This is a genomic window from Deinococcus sp. HSC-46F16 (assembly GCF_024171495.1).
Classification (GTDB): domain Bacteria; phylum Deinococcota; class Deinococci; order Deinococcales; family Deinococcaceae; genus Deinococcus.
On the sequence record NZ_JALJZW010000001.1, the window covers coordinates 970,756 to 985,601 of the forward strand.

General features: G+C 70.5%; 15 protein-coding genes. 7 read left to right on the forward strand and 8 right to left on the reverse strand.

Annotated features, from left to right (window positions below; genetic code table 11):
• The first annotated feature begins 17 nt into the window (after positions 1-17).
• Entirely contained in the window at positions 18-1,235 is a 1,218-nt protein-coding gene (locus L1280_RS04870; RefSeq protein ID WP_253580961.1) for a saccharopine dehydrogenase family protein, read from the forward strand.
• A gap of 121 nt (positions 1,236-1,356) precedes the next feature.
• Here the strand turns inward: L1280_RS04870 and L1280_RS15785 are convergent, their stop codons facing one another.
• The 3 genes from L1280_RS15785 to L1280_RS04885 all read right to left on the reverse strand — a co-directional run bounded on the left by L1280_RS15785 (position 1,357) and on the right by L1280_RS04885 (position 4,350).
• Positions 1,357-2,082 carry a MerR family transcriptional regulator gene (locus tag L1280_RS15785; RefSeq protein WP_253580962.1) on the reverse strand — a complete coding sequence of 242 codons (726 nt, stop codon included), beginning with the start codon at positions 2,080-2,082 and terminating at the stop codon, positions 1,357-1,359.
• Between the two features lie 154 nt (positions 2,083-2,236).
• Positions 2,237-3,115, reverse strand: a complete 879-nt coding sequence (locus L1280_RS04880) for a hypothetical protein (protein ID WP_253580963.1) — start codon at positions 3,113-3,115, stop codon at positions 2,237-2,239.
• Positions 3,116-3,321: 206 nt separating this feature from the next.
• The gene (locus L1280_RS04885) at positions 3,322-4,350 is read right to left on the reverse strand and encodes a PIN domain-containing protein (RefSeq protein WP_253580964.1); all 1,029 of its coding nucleotides are present in this window, start codon (positions 4,348-4,350) and stop codon (positions 3,322-3,324) included.
• A 128-nt stretch (positions 4,351-4,478) separates the two neighbouring features.
• Between L1280_RS04885 and L1280_RS04890 the strand changes: the two genes are divergently transcribed.
• From L1280_RS04890 to L1280_RS04910, 5 genes are all read left to right on the forward strand, one after another.
• Positions 4,479-5,270 (forward strand): hypothetical protein, encoded by a 792-nt coding sequence (locus L1280_RS04890; RefSeq protein WP_253580965.1) that lies wholly within the window; start codon positions 4,479-4,481, stop codon positions 5,268-5,270.
• Between the two features lie 149 nt (positions 5,271-5,419).
• Complete coding sequence (locus L1280_RS04895; RefSeq protein ID WP_253580967.1) at positions 5,420-6,118, forward strand: PspA/IM30 family protein; 699 nt, start codon at positions 5,420-5,422, stop codon at positions 6,116-6,118.
• A 209-nt stretch (positions 6,119-6,327) separates the two neighbouring features.
• Positions 6,328-7,020 carry a DUF3108 domain-containing protein gene (locus L1280_RS04900; RefSeq protein WP_253580968.1) on the forward strand — a complete coding sequence of 231 codons (693 nt, stop codon included), beginning with the start codon at positions 6,328-6,330 and terminating at the stop codon, positions 7,018-7,020.
• A gap of 63 nt (positions 7,021-7,083) precedes the next feature.
• Positions 7,084-8,961: a 1-deoxy-D-xylulose-5-phosphate synthase gene (gene dxs / locus L1280_RS04905; protein ID WP_253580970.1), complete on the forward strand. Its 1,878-nt coding sequence runs from the start codon at positions 7,084-7,086 to the stop codon at positions 8,959-8,961.
• Between the two features lie 118 nt (positions 8,962-9,079).
• Entirely contained in the window at positions 9,080-9,346 is a 267-nt protein-coding gene (locus L1280_RS04910; protein WP_253580972.1) for a hypothetical protein, read from the forward strand.
• 3 nt (positions 9,347-9,349) lie between these two features.
• Here the strand turns inward: L1280_RS04910 and tilS are convergent, their stop codons facing one another.
• Together tilS and L1280_RS04920 are read right to left on the reverse strand one after the other, a co-directional pair.
• Entirely contained in the window at positions 9,350-10,906 is a 1,557-nt protein-coding gene (gene tilS, locus L1280_RS04915) for a tRNA lysidine(34) synthetase TilS (protein WP_253581082.1), read from the reverse strand.
• 56 nt (positions 10,907-10,962) lie between these two features.
• Entirely contained in the window at positions 10,963-11,868 is a 906-nt protein-coding gene (locus tag L1280_RS04920) for a DUF72 domain-containing protein (protein ID WP_253580973.1), read from the reverse strand.
• 97 nt (positions 11,869-11,965) lie between these two features.
• Here L1280_RS04920 and L1280_RS04925 point away from each other — a divergent pair, with 97 nt between their 5' ends.
• Positions 11,966-12,424 carry a peroxiredoxin gene (locus L1280_RS04925; protein ID WP_104990284.1) on the forward strand — a complete coding sequence of 153 codons (459 nt, stop codon included), beginning with the start codon at positions 11,966-11,968 and terminating at the stop codon, positions 12,422-12,424.
• Positions 12,425-12,434: 10 nt separating this feature from the next.
• Here the strand turns inward: L1280_RS04925 and L1280_RS04930 are convergent, their stop codons facing one another.
• From L1280_RS04930 to L1280_RS04940, 3 genes are all read right to left on the reverse strand, one after another.
• Entirely contained in the window at positions 12,435-12,860 is a 426-nt protein-coding gene (locus L1280_RS04930) for a hypothetical protein (protein WP_234009169.1), read from the reverse strand.
• Positions 12,861-12,869: 9 nt separating this feature from the next.
• Entirely contained in the window at positions 12,870-13,373 is a 504-nt protein-coding gene (locus L1280_RS04935) for a Panacea domain-containing protein (RefSeq protein ID WP_253580974.1), read from the reverse strand.
• A 97-nt stretch (positions 13,374-13,470) separates the two neighbouring features.
• Entirely contained in the window at positions 13,471-14,829 is a 1,359-nt protein-coding gene (locus L1280_RS04940; RefSeq protein WP_253580975.1) for an acetyl ornithine aminotransferase family protein, read from the reverse strand.
• Between the last annotated feature and the right edge of the window lie 17 nt (positions 14,830-14,846).

The window sequence follows — 14,846 nt, forward strand, 5'->3', positions numbered from 1 at the left end:
GGGTACACTGGCCCCCGATGAGCAAGGTCATGATTATCGGCGCGGGCGGCGTGGGCAACGTGGTCGCCAAGAAGTGCGCCCAGAACGACGGCGTGTTCACCGAAGTGCTGCTCGCCAGCCGCACGGTGAGCAAATGCGACAAGATCGTCGCGGAAATCCACGAGCACCTGCCCCAGAGCAAGACGAAGTTCACCACGGCGGCGGTGGACGCCGACAACGTGCCGGAACTCGCCGCGATGATCCGCGACTTCGGCCCCGAACTCGTCATCAACGTGGCGCTGCCCTACCAGGACCTCACGATCATGGACGCCTGCCTGGAGACGGGCGTGCACTACCTCGACACGGCCAACTACGAGCCGCGCGACGTGGCGAAGTTCGAGTATTCCTGGCAATGGGCCTACCGCGAACGCTTCGAGCAGGCGGGGCTGATGGCGCTACTGGGCTGCGGCTTCGACCCCGGCGCGACGAACGTGTTTACCGCCCACCACGCCAAGCACCACTTCTCCGAAATTCATTACCTCGACATCGTGGACTGCAACAACGGCAGCCACGGCAAGGCCTTCGCCACCAACTTCAACCCGGAAATCAACATCCGCGAGATCACCGCCAATGGCCGCTACTGGGAAAACGGCGAGTGGGTCGAGACCGAGCCGCTGGAAATCAGCCAGGACATCTATTACCCCAACGTGGCGACCCGCAAGAGCTACGTCCTCTACCACGAGGAACTCGAATCGCTGGTCGTGAACTTCCCGACGATCAAGCGGGCGCGGTTCTGGATGACGTTTGGGGAGCAGTACATCAAGCACCTGAACGTGCTGGAGGGCATCGGCATGACCTCCATCGAGCCCATCGACTTCCGGGGCCAGAAAATCGCCCCGATCGAGTTCCTGAAGGCCGTGCTGCCCGCGCCCGAGTCGCTGGCGGCGAACTACACCGGGCAGACCTGCATCGGGGTGCAGGCCAAGGGGATCGGCAAGGACGGCGAGCCCAGCGTCCACTTCGTCTACAACGTCACCGACCACGCCGAGACGTACAAGGAAGTGCAGGCGCAGGGCATCTCCTACACGACCGGCGTGCCCGCCATGATCGGCGCGATGCTGATGCTGCGGGGAGAGTGGATGAAGCCCGGCGTCTACAACGTCGAGGAGTTCGACCCCGATCCCTTCATCGCCGCGATGAACGAGTGGGGCCTGCCGGTGGATGAATTGGCGGGGATCGAGCTGGTTCGGGACTGAGGCAGAGAACAGGGGGGCGGCGGCCCGTGTAGCTGGGCCGCCGCTTTCGTTTGGGTCTTCTCCCCGTGGCAGAGGGGGCAATCTGGGGCAAGTCGCGGCTTGCGGAGAGAGGCGAATCGCCTTACTTCAGGTGCCCCATCGCCTCCCCGATGTAATTCCACATCGCCTGCATTTCGGGCGGCATGTGCGCCTGATAGGACTCGTTCAGCGTCCCGCCGATGTCCTGACGCCCCCCGGTGAACTCGGCCACCAGCCCCTGCCAGCGCCGGGCGAGGTCGAGGACGCGGGGGTCGGACGCAGGCGTCCCGGCCTCCATCTCGCGCAGCACTTCGGCCATGAGCCGGGGCCACTCGGCCTCGACTTCCCCGATGCGGGCCTCGCCGACCACCTCGCGGCGCTCCTCCAAATACTTCATCTGTTCGTCGTCGAACTTGGGCTGCTCGCCCACCTGACGGGCCACGTCCAGCATCTTTTCCACCTTCTCGTTCATGCGCATCACCTCCAGAAGTTCGGCCCAACTTGCCCCGCGTGGGTCCAGGCGTCTTAGGCGCTCCAGCAGCGTCTGTTCGCGCTCCAGCCGCTCCTCCAGCAGGCGGATGTGGGCGGCGAGGACGGCGGCGGGGTCGTGGGCCGGGTCGTGCAGGGCGGCGCGAATCTGGTCCAGCGAGAGCCCCAGCGTGCGCAGGGTCTGAATCTGGTGCAGGGTCCGCACTTCGGCCTCGGAGTAGAGGCGGTGGTCGCCGTCGGTGCGCTCGCCGGGGCTCAGCAGGCCAATCTGGTCGTAGTGGCGCAGGGTCCGCACCGTGACGCCGCTGCGTGTGGCGAGTTCACCGATTCTGAGTTTCACCGCGTCCCTCCGACCATCACCGTAAGGGCTGACGTTACGTCCGGTTCAAGCCCCGGCCGGGTCACTCCGGGGCGCCGTGATTCTTGACGCGCTCTGGACTTCGGTTCCGCGTGTCCAGGAACAGCACCCGAACCCGCTCCACCTCCGGCTAGAGCTACTCTCGCCTTCTCGCTCTGCTCGGAGTGATGATTCCATCACCCGGCGTCTCCTTCTCCGTCCGGGCCTCCAGAAAGCGCTGCTGGGTGTCCCAGGCGCGGCGGGCGCTCTCGCGGGAGGAGGTGTCCGACCCGGCAATGCGGCGAATCTGGCTCAGGGCGCGTCCCAGTTCGGCGGGGTCGCGCTCGTCTTCCGGCTGGGCTTTCCAGGCCTGAACGGTGCCGGGGAGGTAGTCGCCGAGGCTCTGCCGGGCGTCGAAAGCGCGGCGGGTGTCCCCGCCTTCGCGGGCCTGCACCGCCACGGTTTCGAGGTGGTCGACGGTAGAGAGCACTTCGCCCGCCAGCGCAGGCGGCAGGCCCCGGCACAGCTCGCGCACGTCAAGCTGCGGGAGCACCTCAGCGCTGGGCTGGGCGGCCAGGGCAGCGGGCGCAGGCTGGGGGACGGCGGAGACGGGCGGGGCCGGAGTCAGCCCGGCCTCGTGAATCAGGTCCACCCCCCGGAAGGCCGCCAGCCCCAGCCCCACGAAGGCGAGCGACAGCACCGCCAGCATCAGCCATGGCCCGCCGAACACGCCGCTCACGGCCACCGCCGGAATCAGCAGGGCGAGGACCCCGGCCGCCTGGGGCCGCGCAAACACCGCCCGCAGGTTCGCACCCGTGCGGGGATTGCCGAACAGCAGCAGCAGCGTCAGGGCCACCAGCAGCAGCACCGCCAGTCCCGGCAGTGGGTTGCCCCGCGAGAACACCTGACTCAGCACGAAAATTGGAATCAGCAGGGCGAGCAGGCCCAGCGGGTCCTCCTTGCGCCGCCGCCTCGCCCGCCGGGCAGAGGGCGGCAGGGCAGGGGGCGGCGCATCGGGGCCGGGCGCGGGGTCCATGCTCCCAGTATTGTCGCCAGCCGGGTGCAGGGCAACGCGGGCGGGTGCAGACGCAGGGCCAGCGCCCCGTCCGTCCGCTGTGGGAGAAGACCCCTCACCCCTTCGGAGAGGGTCGGAAGCAGGCTCCCCGTTTTTTCCTCTTCTGGAGGCGGGAGGGTACGTGGTTTTTGGGAACAGCGACTGTGCGGTCGCCCTGTGCGGGCGGGTCAGGCCGCCCCGGCGTCCTCCGGGCGGGCGAAGATCATGCGGCCCGCCCCGGTCTGCACGTTGTTCACGACCTGCACGCGGGCAGGTTTGCCCCGCAGCTTGATGCCGCCCTCCACGACGACCATCGTGCCGTCCTCCAGATACCCGACCCCCTGGCCAGGCTGCTGGCCGCCCTTGGTGACGGTCACGGTGAGCACGTCCCCGGCCTGCACCTGGGGCCGCAGGGCGAGGGCCAGCGCATGCAGGCTCAGCACCTCCACCCCGTGCAGCCGCGCGACGCGGGCGAGGTTGGCGTCGTTGCTGAGCAGGCTGGCCCCCGTCTCGCGGGCGAGGCGCACCAGCTTGTCGTCCACCGTGGGCAGCGTGGGGTCGTCCCAGTCCTCGACACGCAGGGGACGCATCCCCCGCAACTCTTCGAGTAGGGTCAGTGCCCGCTTGCCGCGCGTGCGCTTCTGGGCGTCGTGGCTGTCGGCCAGCAGTTGCAGCTCGCGCAGCACGAAGCCGGGCACGATGACCTCGCCCTCCAGAAAGCCGCTGCGGGCGAGGTCCAGGACCCGGCCGTCGATAATCACGTTGGAATCCAGAATCTTGCCGCCCGCCCGCCGCCGCACCGGCCCCACATCCAGAAAACCGAAGGCGTCCGCGTGCCGCACCGCGAAGGGAACGAAAAAGGCGGCCAGCACGGCGGTCACCAGCAGGCTCAGCGGCCACGCGTAAAAGGGCAGCGAGCGCACCAGCGGCCCCAGCAGCACGCTGAGCAGCAGCGCCACCATCAGCCCGAAAGTCGCCGCCGCCACCCGCCGGGGGGAGAGGCCGCCGTACCAGCGGCTCAGGCGGTCCCACAGCCGCGTGGCGGCACGTTCGGCGCGGGGACCCAGCAGCAGCGCGGCGAGAGCCCCCGCCAGCATCAGGCTGAGGGTGTTGACCCATGCGGTCCCGTCGTCCCCGGTGCTGGCGGCGAGGAGTTGCCCGGCACCCCATCCGACAAGCAAACCCAGCAGCAGCAGCAGGAGGCGAAAGGCAGGCACGGCCCCGAGTGTACCCGAGGCCCCCACCCGGCGGAACGCACCTGGGGACCGCCCGTTCATGAAGAAGCTGACGCCTTCATGTGGACCCTCGCGTAAACAGCTCATGGTGGGTGGCTAAGATGCCGTTCATGCGTCAACTCTCCAGTGCTGCCCTGCTGGGCCTCGGTCTCAGCGGGTTTCTCAGCCTCGCCGCCGCGCAGACGGCTCCAGCCACCTCCGCGGCAGTGCCCAAGGCCACCGTTTCGGCCGCGACCGCCCGCGCCGCGAGCAGCCTCGCGGTGGAACTCAGCGGCGCGGTCAAGGGCCAGATCGTGGGCTGCCCAGCGAGCCTCAAGGTGAGCGCGGCGGCGGTGTGCCTGTACGTCAAGAACTCCCCGGCCTCGCTGCGGGCGCTCGTGCGCGGCAAGCTCGGCGCCCGCGCCCTGGGCGACTGGAAGACCCCGGCGAACAGCCAGGCCAGCTCGCTGCTGGTGTCGGGCACCGCCAATGGCCCGGTGGCCGCCTACCTGCTGATGGCCCCCCTTTCGACCACCGAAACGCTGCTGGTGGTGGACGCGGCGCAGGCCAGCGCTGCAGCCGCGGCTCCCCGTCCCGCGACCCCGGCGGGCGTCGTCAAGGGCGAGCCCTACGTGCTGGGCAGCGACCTCGTGGGCGTGGTGAACGTGACCTCGCTGGGGGGCGGCAAGTTTCGCCTCGCCCGCAGCGGCACCGACCCCCTCACCGTGACGGTGGGCCAGAAGCCCGCGCAGCTCGGCTCGGGGACCGTGCAGCTTCCGCTGGTGCCCGCCACCGACGGCCGGAACCTGATCTTCCCGCTTGCGGGCCTGCGGGCGCTGGGCTGCACCTTCACCCCGGCGGGCAGCAACGTGACGGTGGCCTGCGGTACGGCCAGCGTGGGGCTGCGACCCATCGTCTTCTGAACTCAGACCCACCCCAGGGGAGGCGGCCGCGCGGCTGACCTCCCCTCTTTTTGCGTTCACCGAACACTTCACGTCCCCTTGAGGCTTCGGCCCGGTCGCAACCCGCGCCGCCCCCCCTGCGTAATCATGACCGCAAGGAGGAACCACCCATGAGCATTCTCGACCGCCTGTCCCGCCTGCTCCGTGCCAATGTCAACGACCTGATCAGCCGCGCCGAGGACCCCGCCAAGATCATTGACCAGGCCCTGCTCGACATGCGCTCGGCCTATGCCGAGGCCCGCACCGAGGTGGCCGACGCGATGGCCCAGAACGCCCGCCTGACCCGCGAATCGGGCACCAACCGCAAGCTCGCCGAGGAATACGAGAAGAAGGCGGAAGAAGCGCTGCGGGCGGGCAACGAGGACCTCGCCCGCGAAGCCCTGCGCCGCTCGCAAAACCACAAGGACCTCGCCCGGGGGTTCGAGGAGCAGGTCGGCACGCAGAACGCCACCGTGGACCAGCTCAAGACCCAGCTCCGGGCGCTGGAAGCCAAGATCGACGAGATGGAGTCGCGCAAGTCGCTGCTCGCCGCCCGGCAGAAGACCGCGCAGGCCGGGGCCACCCTGGAGCGCGTCAGCGGCTTCGGCAAGGCGGGCGGGGCGATGGACGCCTTCGAGGACATGGAGCGCAAGGTCCTTCAGATGGAAGACCGCAACCAGGCCATGACCCAACTGCGGCAGGAGGGCGACCTCGACGCGCAGCTCGCGGACCTCGGGCGCGACCGTGAACTTGACGACGCCTTCGCCGCGCTCAAGGCCCGCGTGCAGGGCGGCCAGAACAGCTCGGGGCAGGGCGGCAGCCAGAGCTGAAGCCGGGCGATCCGGGAGGGGGCACCCAGGGGTGTCCCCTTCTTGCCGGTTTCTGGAGCGTGTGCTGGGAGAAGGCCCCTCACCTCAGCCAGCGGAACAGACTGGGGTGAAGAACCTCCCCGGAAGAAGGCCGGGAGGCCACCAAAAATCAGCGCAACTTCATGATGGCTGACAGAATGGAAGGGATGCCGAGCCTTACCCTGTCCACCATGTCCGGCCACCTCCGCCAAATCCTCGCCCCGGCGCTGCTGGGGGCGGCGCTGCTGACCGGCTGTGCGCCCGCCGCGACCCCGCAGGCGCAGGGCACCCCGGTCGCGTCGAGCACGCCGGTCAGCCGCGTTTCCTTCTACCCGCTGGAGACGGGCCTGACCTGGAGCTACCAGCCCGAGGGCGAGGCGGCGGGTGGGCAGCCCTACAGCCTGCGGGCGCTGGGACCGACGGTGTTCGCCGGGCAGACGGCGCTGGCCTTCGAGTTGACTGGGCGCGGCGCCCAGCAGACGTGGTTCCGGCAGGTCAGCTCGGAGGGCGTGCGGCTGCTGGGCTTTCGCAAACCCGGCGTGAGCGTGCGCCTCGACCCCGCGTGGCTGGAGGCCCCCGCCGAGGGCGCGTGGCGGGTGGGGCTGAACTGGGAAGGGCAAAGCCGCGTGACCCTGACCGGGGACGACGGCAAGGTGCAGGCCCAGGGCACCCTGCGCTACCGCTACGACGTGCAGGACCGCCGCCGGGTGACCACGCCCGCCGGAACCTTCGAGGTCTGGGTGGTCACCCGGCAGATCGGGGACGACGTGGGGGGCCTCTTCTCGCCGCAGGTGCAGCAGTTCTGGTTCGCGCCCTTCGCGGGCGAGGTCCGCACCCCGGAGGGCCTGCTGCTCACCGCCCGCAACTTTGGGGGGAAGCCGTGAGCCTCCCCGCCCGCTACCGTGGGGCCATGACCGGCCCCGTGCCCACCCGCCAGGAGGTTACCCATGTCTGAACCGCTGACGCCCCTCCTCGACCGCATCCACAGCCCGGACGACCTCAAGACGCTGAGCCGCGAGGAGTTGCCGCAGCTTTCCGAGGAACTGCGCGGCGAGATCGTGCGGGTCTGCTCGGTGGGCGGGCTGCACCTCGCGTCCTCGCTGGGGGCCACTGACCTGATCGTGGCGCTGCACTACGTGCTGCAAAGCCCCCGTGACCGCATCCTCTTCGACGTGGGGCACCAGGCCTACGCGCACAAGATGCTGACCGGGCGCCGTCACCGGATGCCCACCCTGAAAAAGGAGGGCGGCCTCAGCGGCTTTACCAAGGTCAGCGAGTCCGAGCACGACGCGATCACGGTGGGGCACGCCAGTACCAGCCTCGCCAACGCGCTGGGCATGGCGCTGGCCCGCGACGCGCAGGGGCAGGACTACCGGGTGGCGGCCGTGATCGGGGACGGCAGCCTCACGGGCGGAATGGCCCTCGCCGCGCTGAACACCATCGGGGACCTGGGACGGCGCATGCTGATCGTTCTGAACGACAACGAGATGAGCATCTCGGAGAACGTCGGGGCACTGAACAAGTTCATGCGCGGCCTTCAGGTGCAGAAGTGGTTCCAAGAGGGCGAAGGCGCGGGTAAGAAGGCGGTGGAGGCCCTCAGCAAGCCACTGGCCGACCTGATGAGCCGTGCCAAGAGCAGCACCCGGCATTTCTTCGACCCCGCGAGCGTGAACCCCTTTGCGGCGATGGGTCTGCGCTACGTCGGCCCGGTGGACGGGCACAACGTGCAGGAATTGGCCTGGCTGCTCGAACGGCTGGTGGACCTCGACGGGCCGACCCTGCTGCACGTGGTCACCAAGAAGGGCAAGGGCCTGAGCTACGCCGAGGCCGATCCCATCTTCTGGCATGGCCCGGCCAAGTTCGACCCGGCGACCGGGGAATACGCCCCCAGTAGCGCCTATTCGTGGAGCAGCGCCTTCGGGGACGCGGTGACCGAGCTGGCCGCGCAGGACCCCCGCACCTTCGTGATCACCCCCGCCATGCGCGAGGGCAGCGGGCTGGTGCGCTACAGCCAGGTGCACCCGCACCGCTACCTTGACGTGGGCATCGCGGAGGACGTGGCCGTGACCACCGCCGCTGGAATGGCCCTTCAGGGGATGCGGCCCGTCGTGGCGATCTACTCCAGCTTCCTGCAACGGGCCTACGATCAGGTGCTGCACGACGTGGCGCTGGAGAACCTCAACGTGACCTTCGCCATCGACCGGGCGGGCATCGTGGGGGCCGATGGGGCCACCCACAACGGCGTCTTTGACCTGAGCTACCTGCGCTCGATTCCGAACGTCCGCATCGGGCTGCCCAGGGACGCCGCCGAACTGCGCGGCATGCTGAAGTACGCGCAGGAGCACCCCGGCCCCTTTGCCATCCGCTACCCGCGCGGCAACACGGAGCGCGTGCCGGAGGGCACCTGGCCCGAACTGGAGTGGGGCACCTGGGAACGCGTGCAGGCCGGAGACGACGTGGTCATTCTGGCCGGGGGCAAGGCGCTGGAGTACGCGGTCAAGGCGGCAGCGGGCTTGCCCGGCGTGGGCGTGGTGAACGCCCGCTTCGTCAAGCCGCTGGACGGGGCGACGCTGCGCGAGGTGGCGGGGAAAGCCCGGGCGCTGATCACGGTGGAGGACAACACGGTCGTGGGCGGCTTCGGGAGCGCGGTGCTGGAGGCCCTGGGTGAAATGGGCCTGCGGGTGCCCGTGCGGGTGCTGGGCATCCCCGACGAGTTTCAGGACCACGCGACAGTGGAGAGCGTCCACGCCCGCGCCGGAATGGACACGGCCGCGATCCGCACCGTGCTGGCCGAACTCGGCGTGGATGTGCCGCTGGAGGTGTAGGGGCGGGTGGAGCAAGGAGGCCGGGGCGGGTGCTCCGGCCTCTTTCGTGACCAGGAGCTGACACGGGGCGGCGAGACTGGAGCTGTCCCCAGGTCCTCTCTTCTCCTCAGGAGGCTGTATGCGAGTTCACCCCGTGCTGAGGCTGTCGCTGGTCGCCGTCGTCTTCGTCGTCCTCGGACTGGTCTGGAGTTGGGTGGCGGGTGGGGTGGTCGCCCTGGCCGCGCTGCTGCTGCTGCTCTCGGGCAGAGGAACTTCGGGTACGGGCCGCCATTCATCCTCCCCCAATTCCGATGGGACCGCCGCCGCATTCCTGATCTGGGACACGACCGGCGGGTGCGGTTCCGACAGTGGTTCGGACGGGGGCGGGTGCGGCGGGGGGGAGTGAGGCTCAGGGGCCGCCGTCTTCCTGCCCACGCCGCCGCACGGCCTGGAAACTCTGCCGCAAGAGCCGCGCCGCCTCCCCTGCCCGCACGCCGCCCGTCACCTCCGGGCGGTGGCCCCAGTGGTGGGCCAGCACGTCGCTGACGCCGCCCAGCGCCCCGGCTTTCGGGTTGACGGCGCCGTACACGACGCGGCCCACCCGCGCCTCCAACGCCGCCCCCAGACACATTGGGCACGGCTCCAGCGTCACGACGAGGGTGCAGGCCGTGAGGTAGGGCGTCCCCAGGGTCCGGGTCGCCCCGCGCAGCGCCCCCAGCTCGGCATGGCGGGTCATGTCGCCATGCTCGCGGCTGGTGTTGCGGCCCCGGCCGACCACCGCGCCGTCCGGCCCCAGCACGACCGCGCCCACCGGGACTTCGCCGTGCCCCGCCGCTTCCTCTGCCAGCGCGAGGGCCTCGCCCATCGCCGTATGAAGGGGGTCCGGGGCCGGGGCCACGCCCGCTGCCTCCCGCGCTCCCACCGCCCACCGGGGAGGATGGAGGCCGACCCACTGCACCTTTCCGCCCACCGCCAGCAGCGGCACGCGGTCCCTCTCGGCGCGGGGCACCTTCGCGTCGGTGAGCACGTCGCTGAGTTTGCGGGTACCTCCGGGCAGACGCATCCGGTCACTGGGCTGCCGGGTGCGCAGGGTCCAGCCGGGTGGGGGCGGGAAGTCGGGGACGGGCCACGCCAGCGGGCGCAGGTGCAGCCGCCCCCCCGTCGCGGTCACGTCCCGGTCTCCCGGCAGGGTGACGTGGGCGGTCTCCCCCGCCCCCAACGCGGCGGCGAGCGCCTCCACGTGCTCGGCGTGGTAGGAAAAGCCCGCCCCCTCCAACGCCCGCGCCACGTGGCGGCGCAGCACGGCGGCGGGCTGCCGGGTTCGGGGCGCGTGCTCGGTCAGGCGAGCGGCGAGGTCGTCCAGTGCCGCATCGTCCTCGCGGGACAGGCGGGCGAGGCGGGCCAGGGCACCCTCCAGGCCGGGAAAGCGGGCGATGAGCAGAGGTATAACCTCGCCGCGCAGCCACGCCCGCGTCCGGGTGAGGTCGGCATTGGTGGGGTCCTCGCGCCAGGCCTGGCCCAGCGAGCGCAGGAAGGCTTCCACATCGGCGCGGGGCACGTCCAGCCAGGGGCGGTGGACGCGGCCCCGCACGGGAGGAATGCCGCTCAGCACCGCCTCGCCTCGCAAAAGGCCCATCAGCACCGTTTCGGCCTGGTCGCGGCGGGTGTGGGCGATCAGGATGGCGGAAGCCCCCACCGCCTTCGCCGTCCGCGAGAGGAACTCGTGGCGGACCCGGCGGGCGGCGTCCTCCACGTTCCAGCCGCGCCGGGCGGCGACCGCGCCCACCTCCACCCGCGTGCCGTGGCAGGGCACCCCAAGCTGCCCTGCCAGCGCCTCCACCCACGCGGCGTCCTGGGCCGACCCTTCCCGGAGGCCGTGGTCGAGGTGGGCGACGACGGGCTGTGCCCCCGCCAGCACCAGCGCCCGCAGGAGGGCCACGCTGTCCGCTCCACCCGAGACGCCCATCACCACGGTCTGCCCAGCGTAGGGTTGGAGCGGACGGCCCAGCGCGGGGGGCAGCCTCACGTCCCCTCCGGCCACGTCACCCCCAGCGCCGAGGCCAGCGCGAGGGCGTCACGCGGGGCATGGGCGCCGATGTCGTTGTCGAAATAGACGTACACGTCGCGGGGGTGCCGGGGTAGGGGGAGGTCGGTCAGGCGGCGGGCATCTGGCGGCTCCCCGCCTTCCCGCCACGCCCGCACCCGTTCGGCCCAGGCGGCGATCTCGGCGGGGTCGTAACCACTGCGGTACAGCTCGCGTGAGCCGTGCAGCCGCACGTACACGAAGTCGGCGGTCACTTCCTCCACCAGCGGAAAGTGCCCCGCCGCGTCCGCGACGACGAGGGCGACCCCGTACTGGCGCAGCAGCGCAGGCACCTCGGGCGTGAGGAAACTCGGATGCCGCACCTCCAGCGCGTGCCGCAGGGGCCGGTCCTCCCCCGCCTCAGTCCACGCCCGGCCCGTCAGCCGCTCGTCGTGCTCGGCGGCGAGGCGGGCGGCTTCCCCGGTCATGCGAGGCAGCAGGGCCAGGAACGCTTCCAGCACTTCCGGGTCGAAGCGCACCTGTTCGGGCAACTGCCACAGCACCGGCCCCAATCCCTCGCCCAGTCGCAACACCCCCGACGCGAAGAAGTTGGCGAGCGGGCCGCGCACCCCGCGCAGCTTTTTCATATGGGTGACGAAACGGCCACCCTTCACGGCGAAGACGAAGCCGGGCGGCACCTCGGCCCCCCAGCGGGCGTATGTGTCGGGGCGCTGCAACGAGTAGAAGGAACCGTTGATCTCCACGCTGGTCAGCCGCTCGGCGAGGTAGGCCAGCTCGCGCCGCTGCACCAGCCCCGCCGGGTAGAACTCGCCCCGCCAATGGCGGTAGGTCCAGCCGGAGGTGCCGACAAAGAGGCGGCCGGGCGGAGGCGGGGGGGCGGACACGGGGGCATTCTAGGGGGCGGGCGGGTTCTCTCTTCGTTCGGGGCGCTGCCCCCCCTCTCTCCCGGCGGTTCACAGGTGGCCCGGTACAATCGGGGGCATGTCTCCCCGCGTCGGCCAGCCCGCTCCCGACTTCGACACCCGCAGCGACGACGGCCAGCCCGTCCGCCTCGCGGACCTGCGGGGCCGCTGGGTCGTGCTGTACTTTTACCCCCGCGCGAGCACGCCCGGCTGCTCGGTGGAAGCGCAGCGCTTCGAGGCGGCCCTGCCGGAGTTCGAGCGCCTGAACGCTGCCGTCATCGGCGTGAGCACCGACACGGAAGCGCGGCAGGCCAAGTTCCGCGAGAGTTGCGACCTCTCCTTCCCCCTGATTCCCGACGGCGACCGCACCCTGTGCCGGGCCTACGGGGTGATGGGCGGCCTCGGCGGGCTGATGGGGCTGGCCGGGCGGCAGACCTTCCTGATCGACCCCGAGGGCAAGGTCGCCCACCACTGGCGCACGGTGAACCCGGCGAGCCACGCGGCGGACGTGGTGCGCTACCTGCGGCAGACGGCGTAGCTGGGGAGGGCTACCGCCCCCGGCTGTCCCGGCTCTCGGCGAGGACCGTCGTGGTGGCCTCGCGCACGGGGTCCTGCGGGTAGAGCCAGCGCAGGAAGACCAGAAAGAGACCAATCACGGTCGCCGTGCTGGTGGTCAGAAAAGCGATGATCACGCCCGGCTCCAGCCGGAAGGGGCGGCCCCCCAGCGTGCCCCAGCCCACCGCCAGGGTCAGCACCACGTCCGCGATCAGCCATGCGGTCGCCAGCGCGAACACCGCGAAGCCCGCCCAGCCGCGCCACCGCTGCTGCGCCCGGACCTCCCGGAGGGTCAGGGCTTGCCGCTGGCGCAGGTAATCCTCGTCGGCCCGCTGGCGGCGCTCGGTTTCCAGACCGCCCTCCACGCGGGCATGAATGGCGCTTAGCGGCAGCGGCGGCTCGGAGCGGGGGTCGCTCATGCCCCCGGCTCAGGCGCTGCGGGCCAGGGCGGTGTAGTACTCGCGGGTGACCTCGTTGGGAATCAGGTCGGTCGCGTGGCCGAACACCTGCCGCCAGGGGCTGCCCTCCAGGTGGGTCAGGCGCGAGAGTTCCTCCCCGCTCATCTGGCCATAGGTGACCCACACGCTGCGGATGACCTCCAGTGCAGCGGGGTCGCCGCTCAGGTCCGGTTCACCCGGCGAGACGGCCAGCGGCTCCGCGATGGGTGCCCGGCCCCGCCCGCCCCAGTGGTCCCACAGCCGCCGCACGATGGGGCCGTACTGCCAGGCATGCACCGTGTTGTAGATCAGCGGCCGCCCCAGCAGCGCGAGCGTCCACCCATGCGCGATGTACACCAGCTTGTGAAGCTGCATCTGCGTGAGGCTGCGCCCCTCGGCGTGCGCGAGGTCGAGAAAAGCGTTCGCCACGACCTCGGCGGCGTAGCCGGTGCGCATCGGGTCAGCGATTTTGAGCGGTGAGTCCGTCAGGGTCATGGGCGGCGCTCCTTTCTGATGCCAGCGTAACACGCGACCATGCACGCTGGGCCGTGGACGGAACGTCTCCACGGCCCAGACCTGGCGTACTGGGGCTTTACAGAGCGGCCAGCGCCTCCCGCATGATCTTCAGCCCCGTCTCCGCTTCCTCGCGGGTCAGGATCAGGGGTGGGCTGATGCGGATGACGGCCTCACCGCAGTCGAGGTTCAGCAGGCCCTTCTCGAACATCGCCATGCTGGCCCGGTCACGCAACTTGCCGTCGGGGCTGCCGTCGGGCTTCACAAATTCCAGCCCGATAAAGAGGCCCTCGCCGCGCACGTCGCCCAGAAACGGAAACTCAGCCTGCATCTTCCGCAGTTCGCCCAGGATGTAGCCGCCGACCTCGCGGGCGTTGTCCATCAGACTCCCGCCGCAGCCGGGATGCGTCACCACGCCCTCGAGCAGGTCGAGGGTGGCGTGCGCCGCCGCCGCCGCGACCGGGTTGCCGCCGAAGGTCGAGCCGTGCGAGCCGACGGGCCACGTCATGACCGATTCCTTCGCCAGCATCGCGGAGATGGGCAGGCCCGAGGCGATGCCCTTGGCGAGCGTCACGATGTCGGGCTGCACGTCGAAGTGCTGGAAGGAAAACATCTTCCCGGAGCGGCCCATCCCGGCCTGCACCTCGTCGAAGATCAACATGATCCCGTGCTTGTCGCACAGCGCCCGCAGCCCCGGCAGGAAATCGGCGGGCGGCACGATGTACCCGCCCTCGCCCTGCATGGGCTCGATGATGATCGCCGCGACCTCGTCAGCGGGGATGACGGTGCTGAACAGCGTCTCGATGTGGTCGAGGACGGCCTGCCCGCAGGTTTCGGGCGTGCTCCCCAGCGGCGGGCGGAAGGGGTTGGGGTAGGGCACGTGGCTGACATTGGGCAGCAGCGGGCCGAAGCCGCGCTTGTACTTCGTCTTGGAGCCCGTCAGCGTGATCGCCCCGTAGGTACGGCCGTGGAAGCTGCCCAGGGTCGAGATGATGTGGGTGCGTCCGGTGTGGTTGCGGGCGAGCTTGACTGCCGCCTCGACCGCCTCCGCGCCGGAGTTGCCGAAGAAGACGCGCCACTTCTCGCCGGGCCGCTCAATGTGCGCGACAAGGCGCTCGGCGAGGCTGGTGGTGATCTCCTGCGGGTAATCGGTCAGGCAGACGTGGGCGAACTTGGTGATCTGCTCCTGCACGGCCTGCACCACGTGCGGGTGCGCGTGCCCGGTCGTGCTCACCGCGATGCCCGCGAAGAAGTCGAGCATGGTGTTGCCGTCCACGTCGGTGAGCCACACGCCCTCGCCGTGGTCGGGCACGAAGGGGTAGGGGCGCATGTAGGAGGTGGAGAGGTGCTGGGAATCGCGCTCCATGATGGCCTTCGTCTGGGGGCCGGGGAGGGCGGTTTTGAGGAGGGGCTGGCGGGGCTGGGTGGCGGTGGTCATAGGGGCTCCTTCGGGGG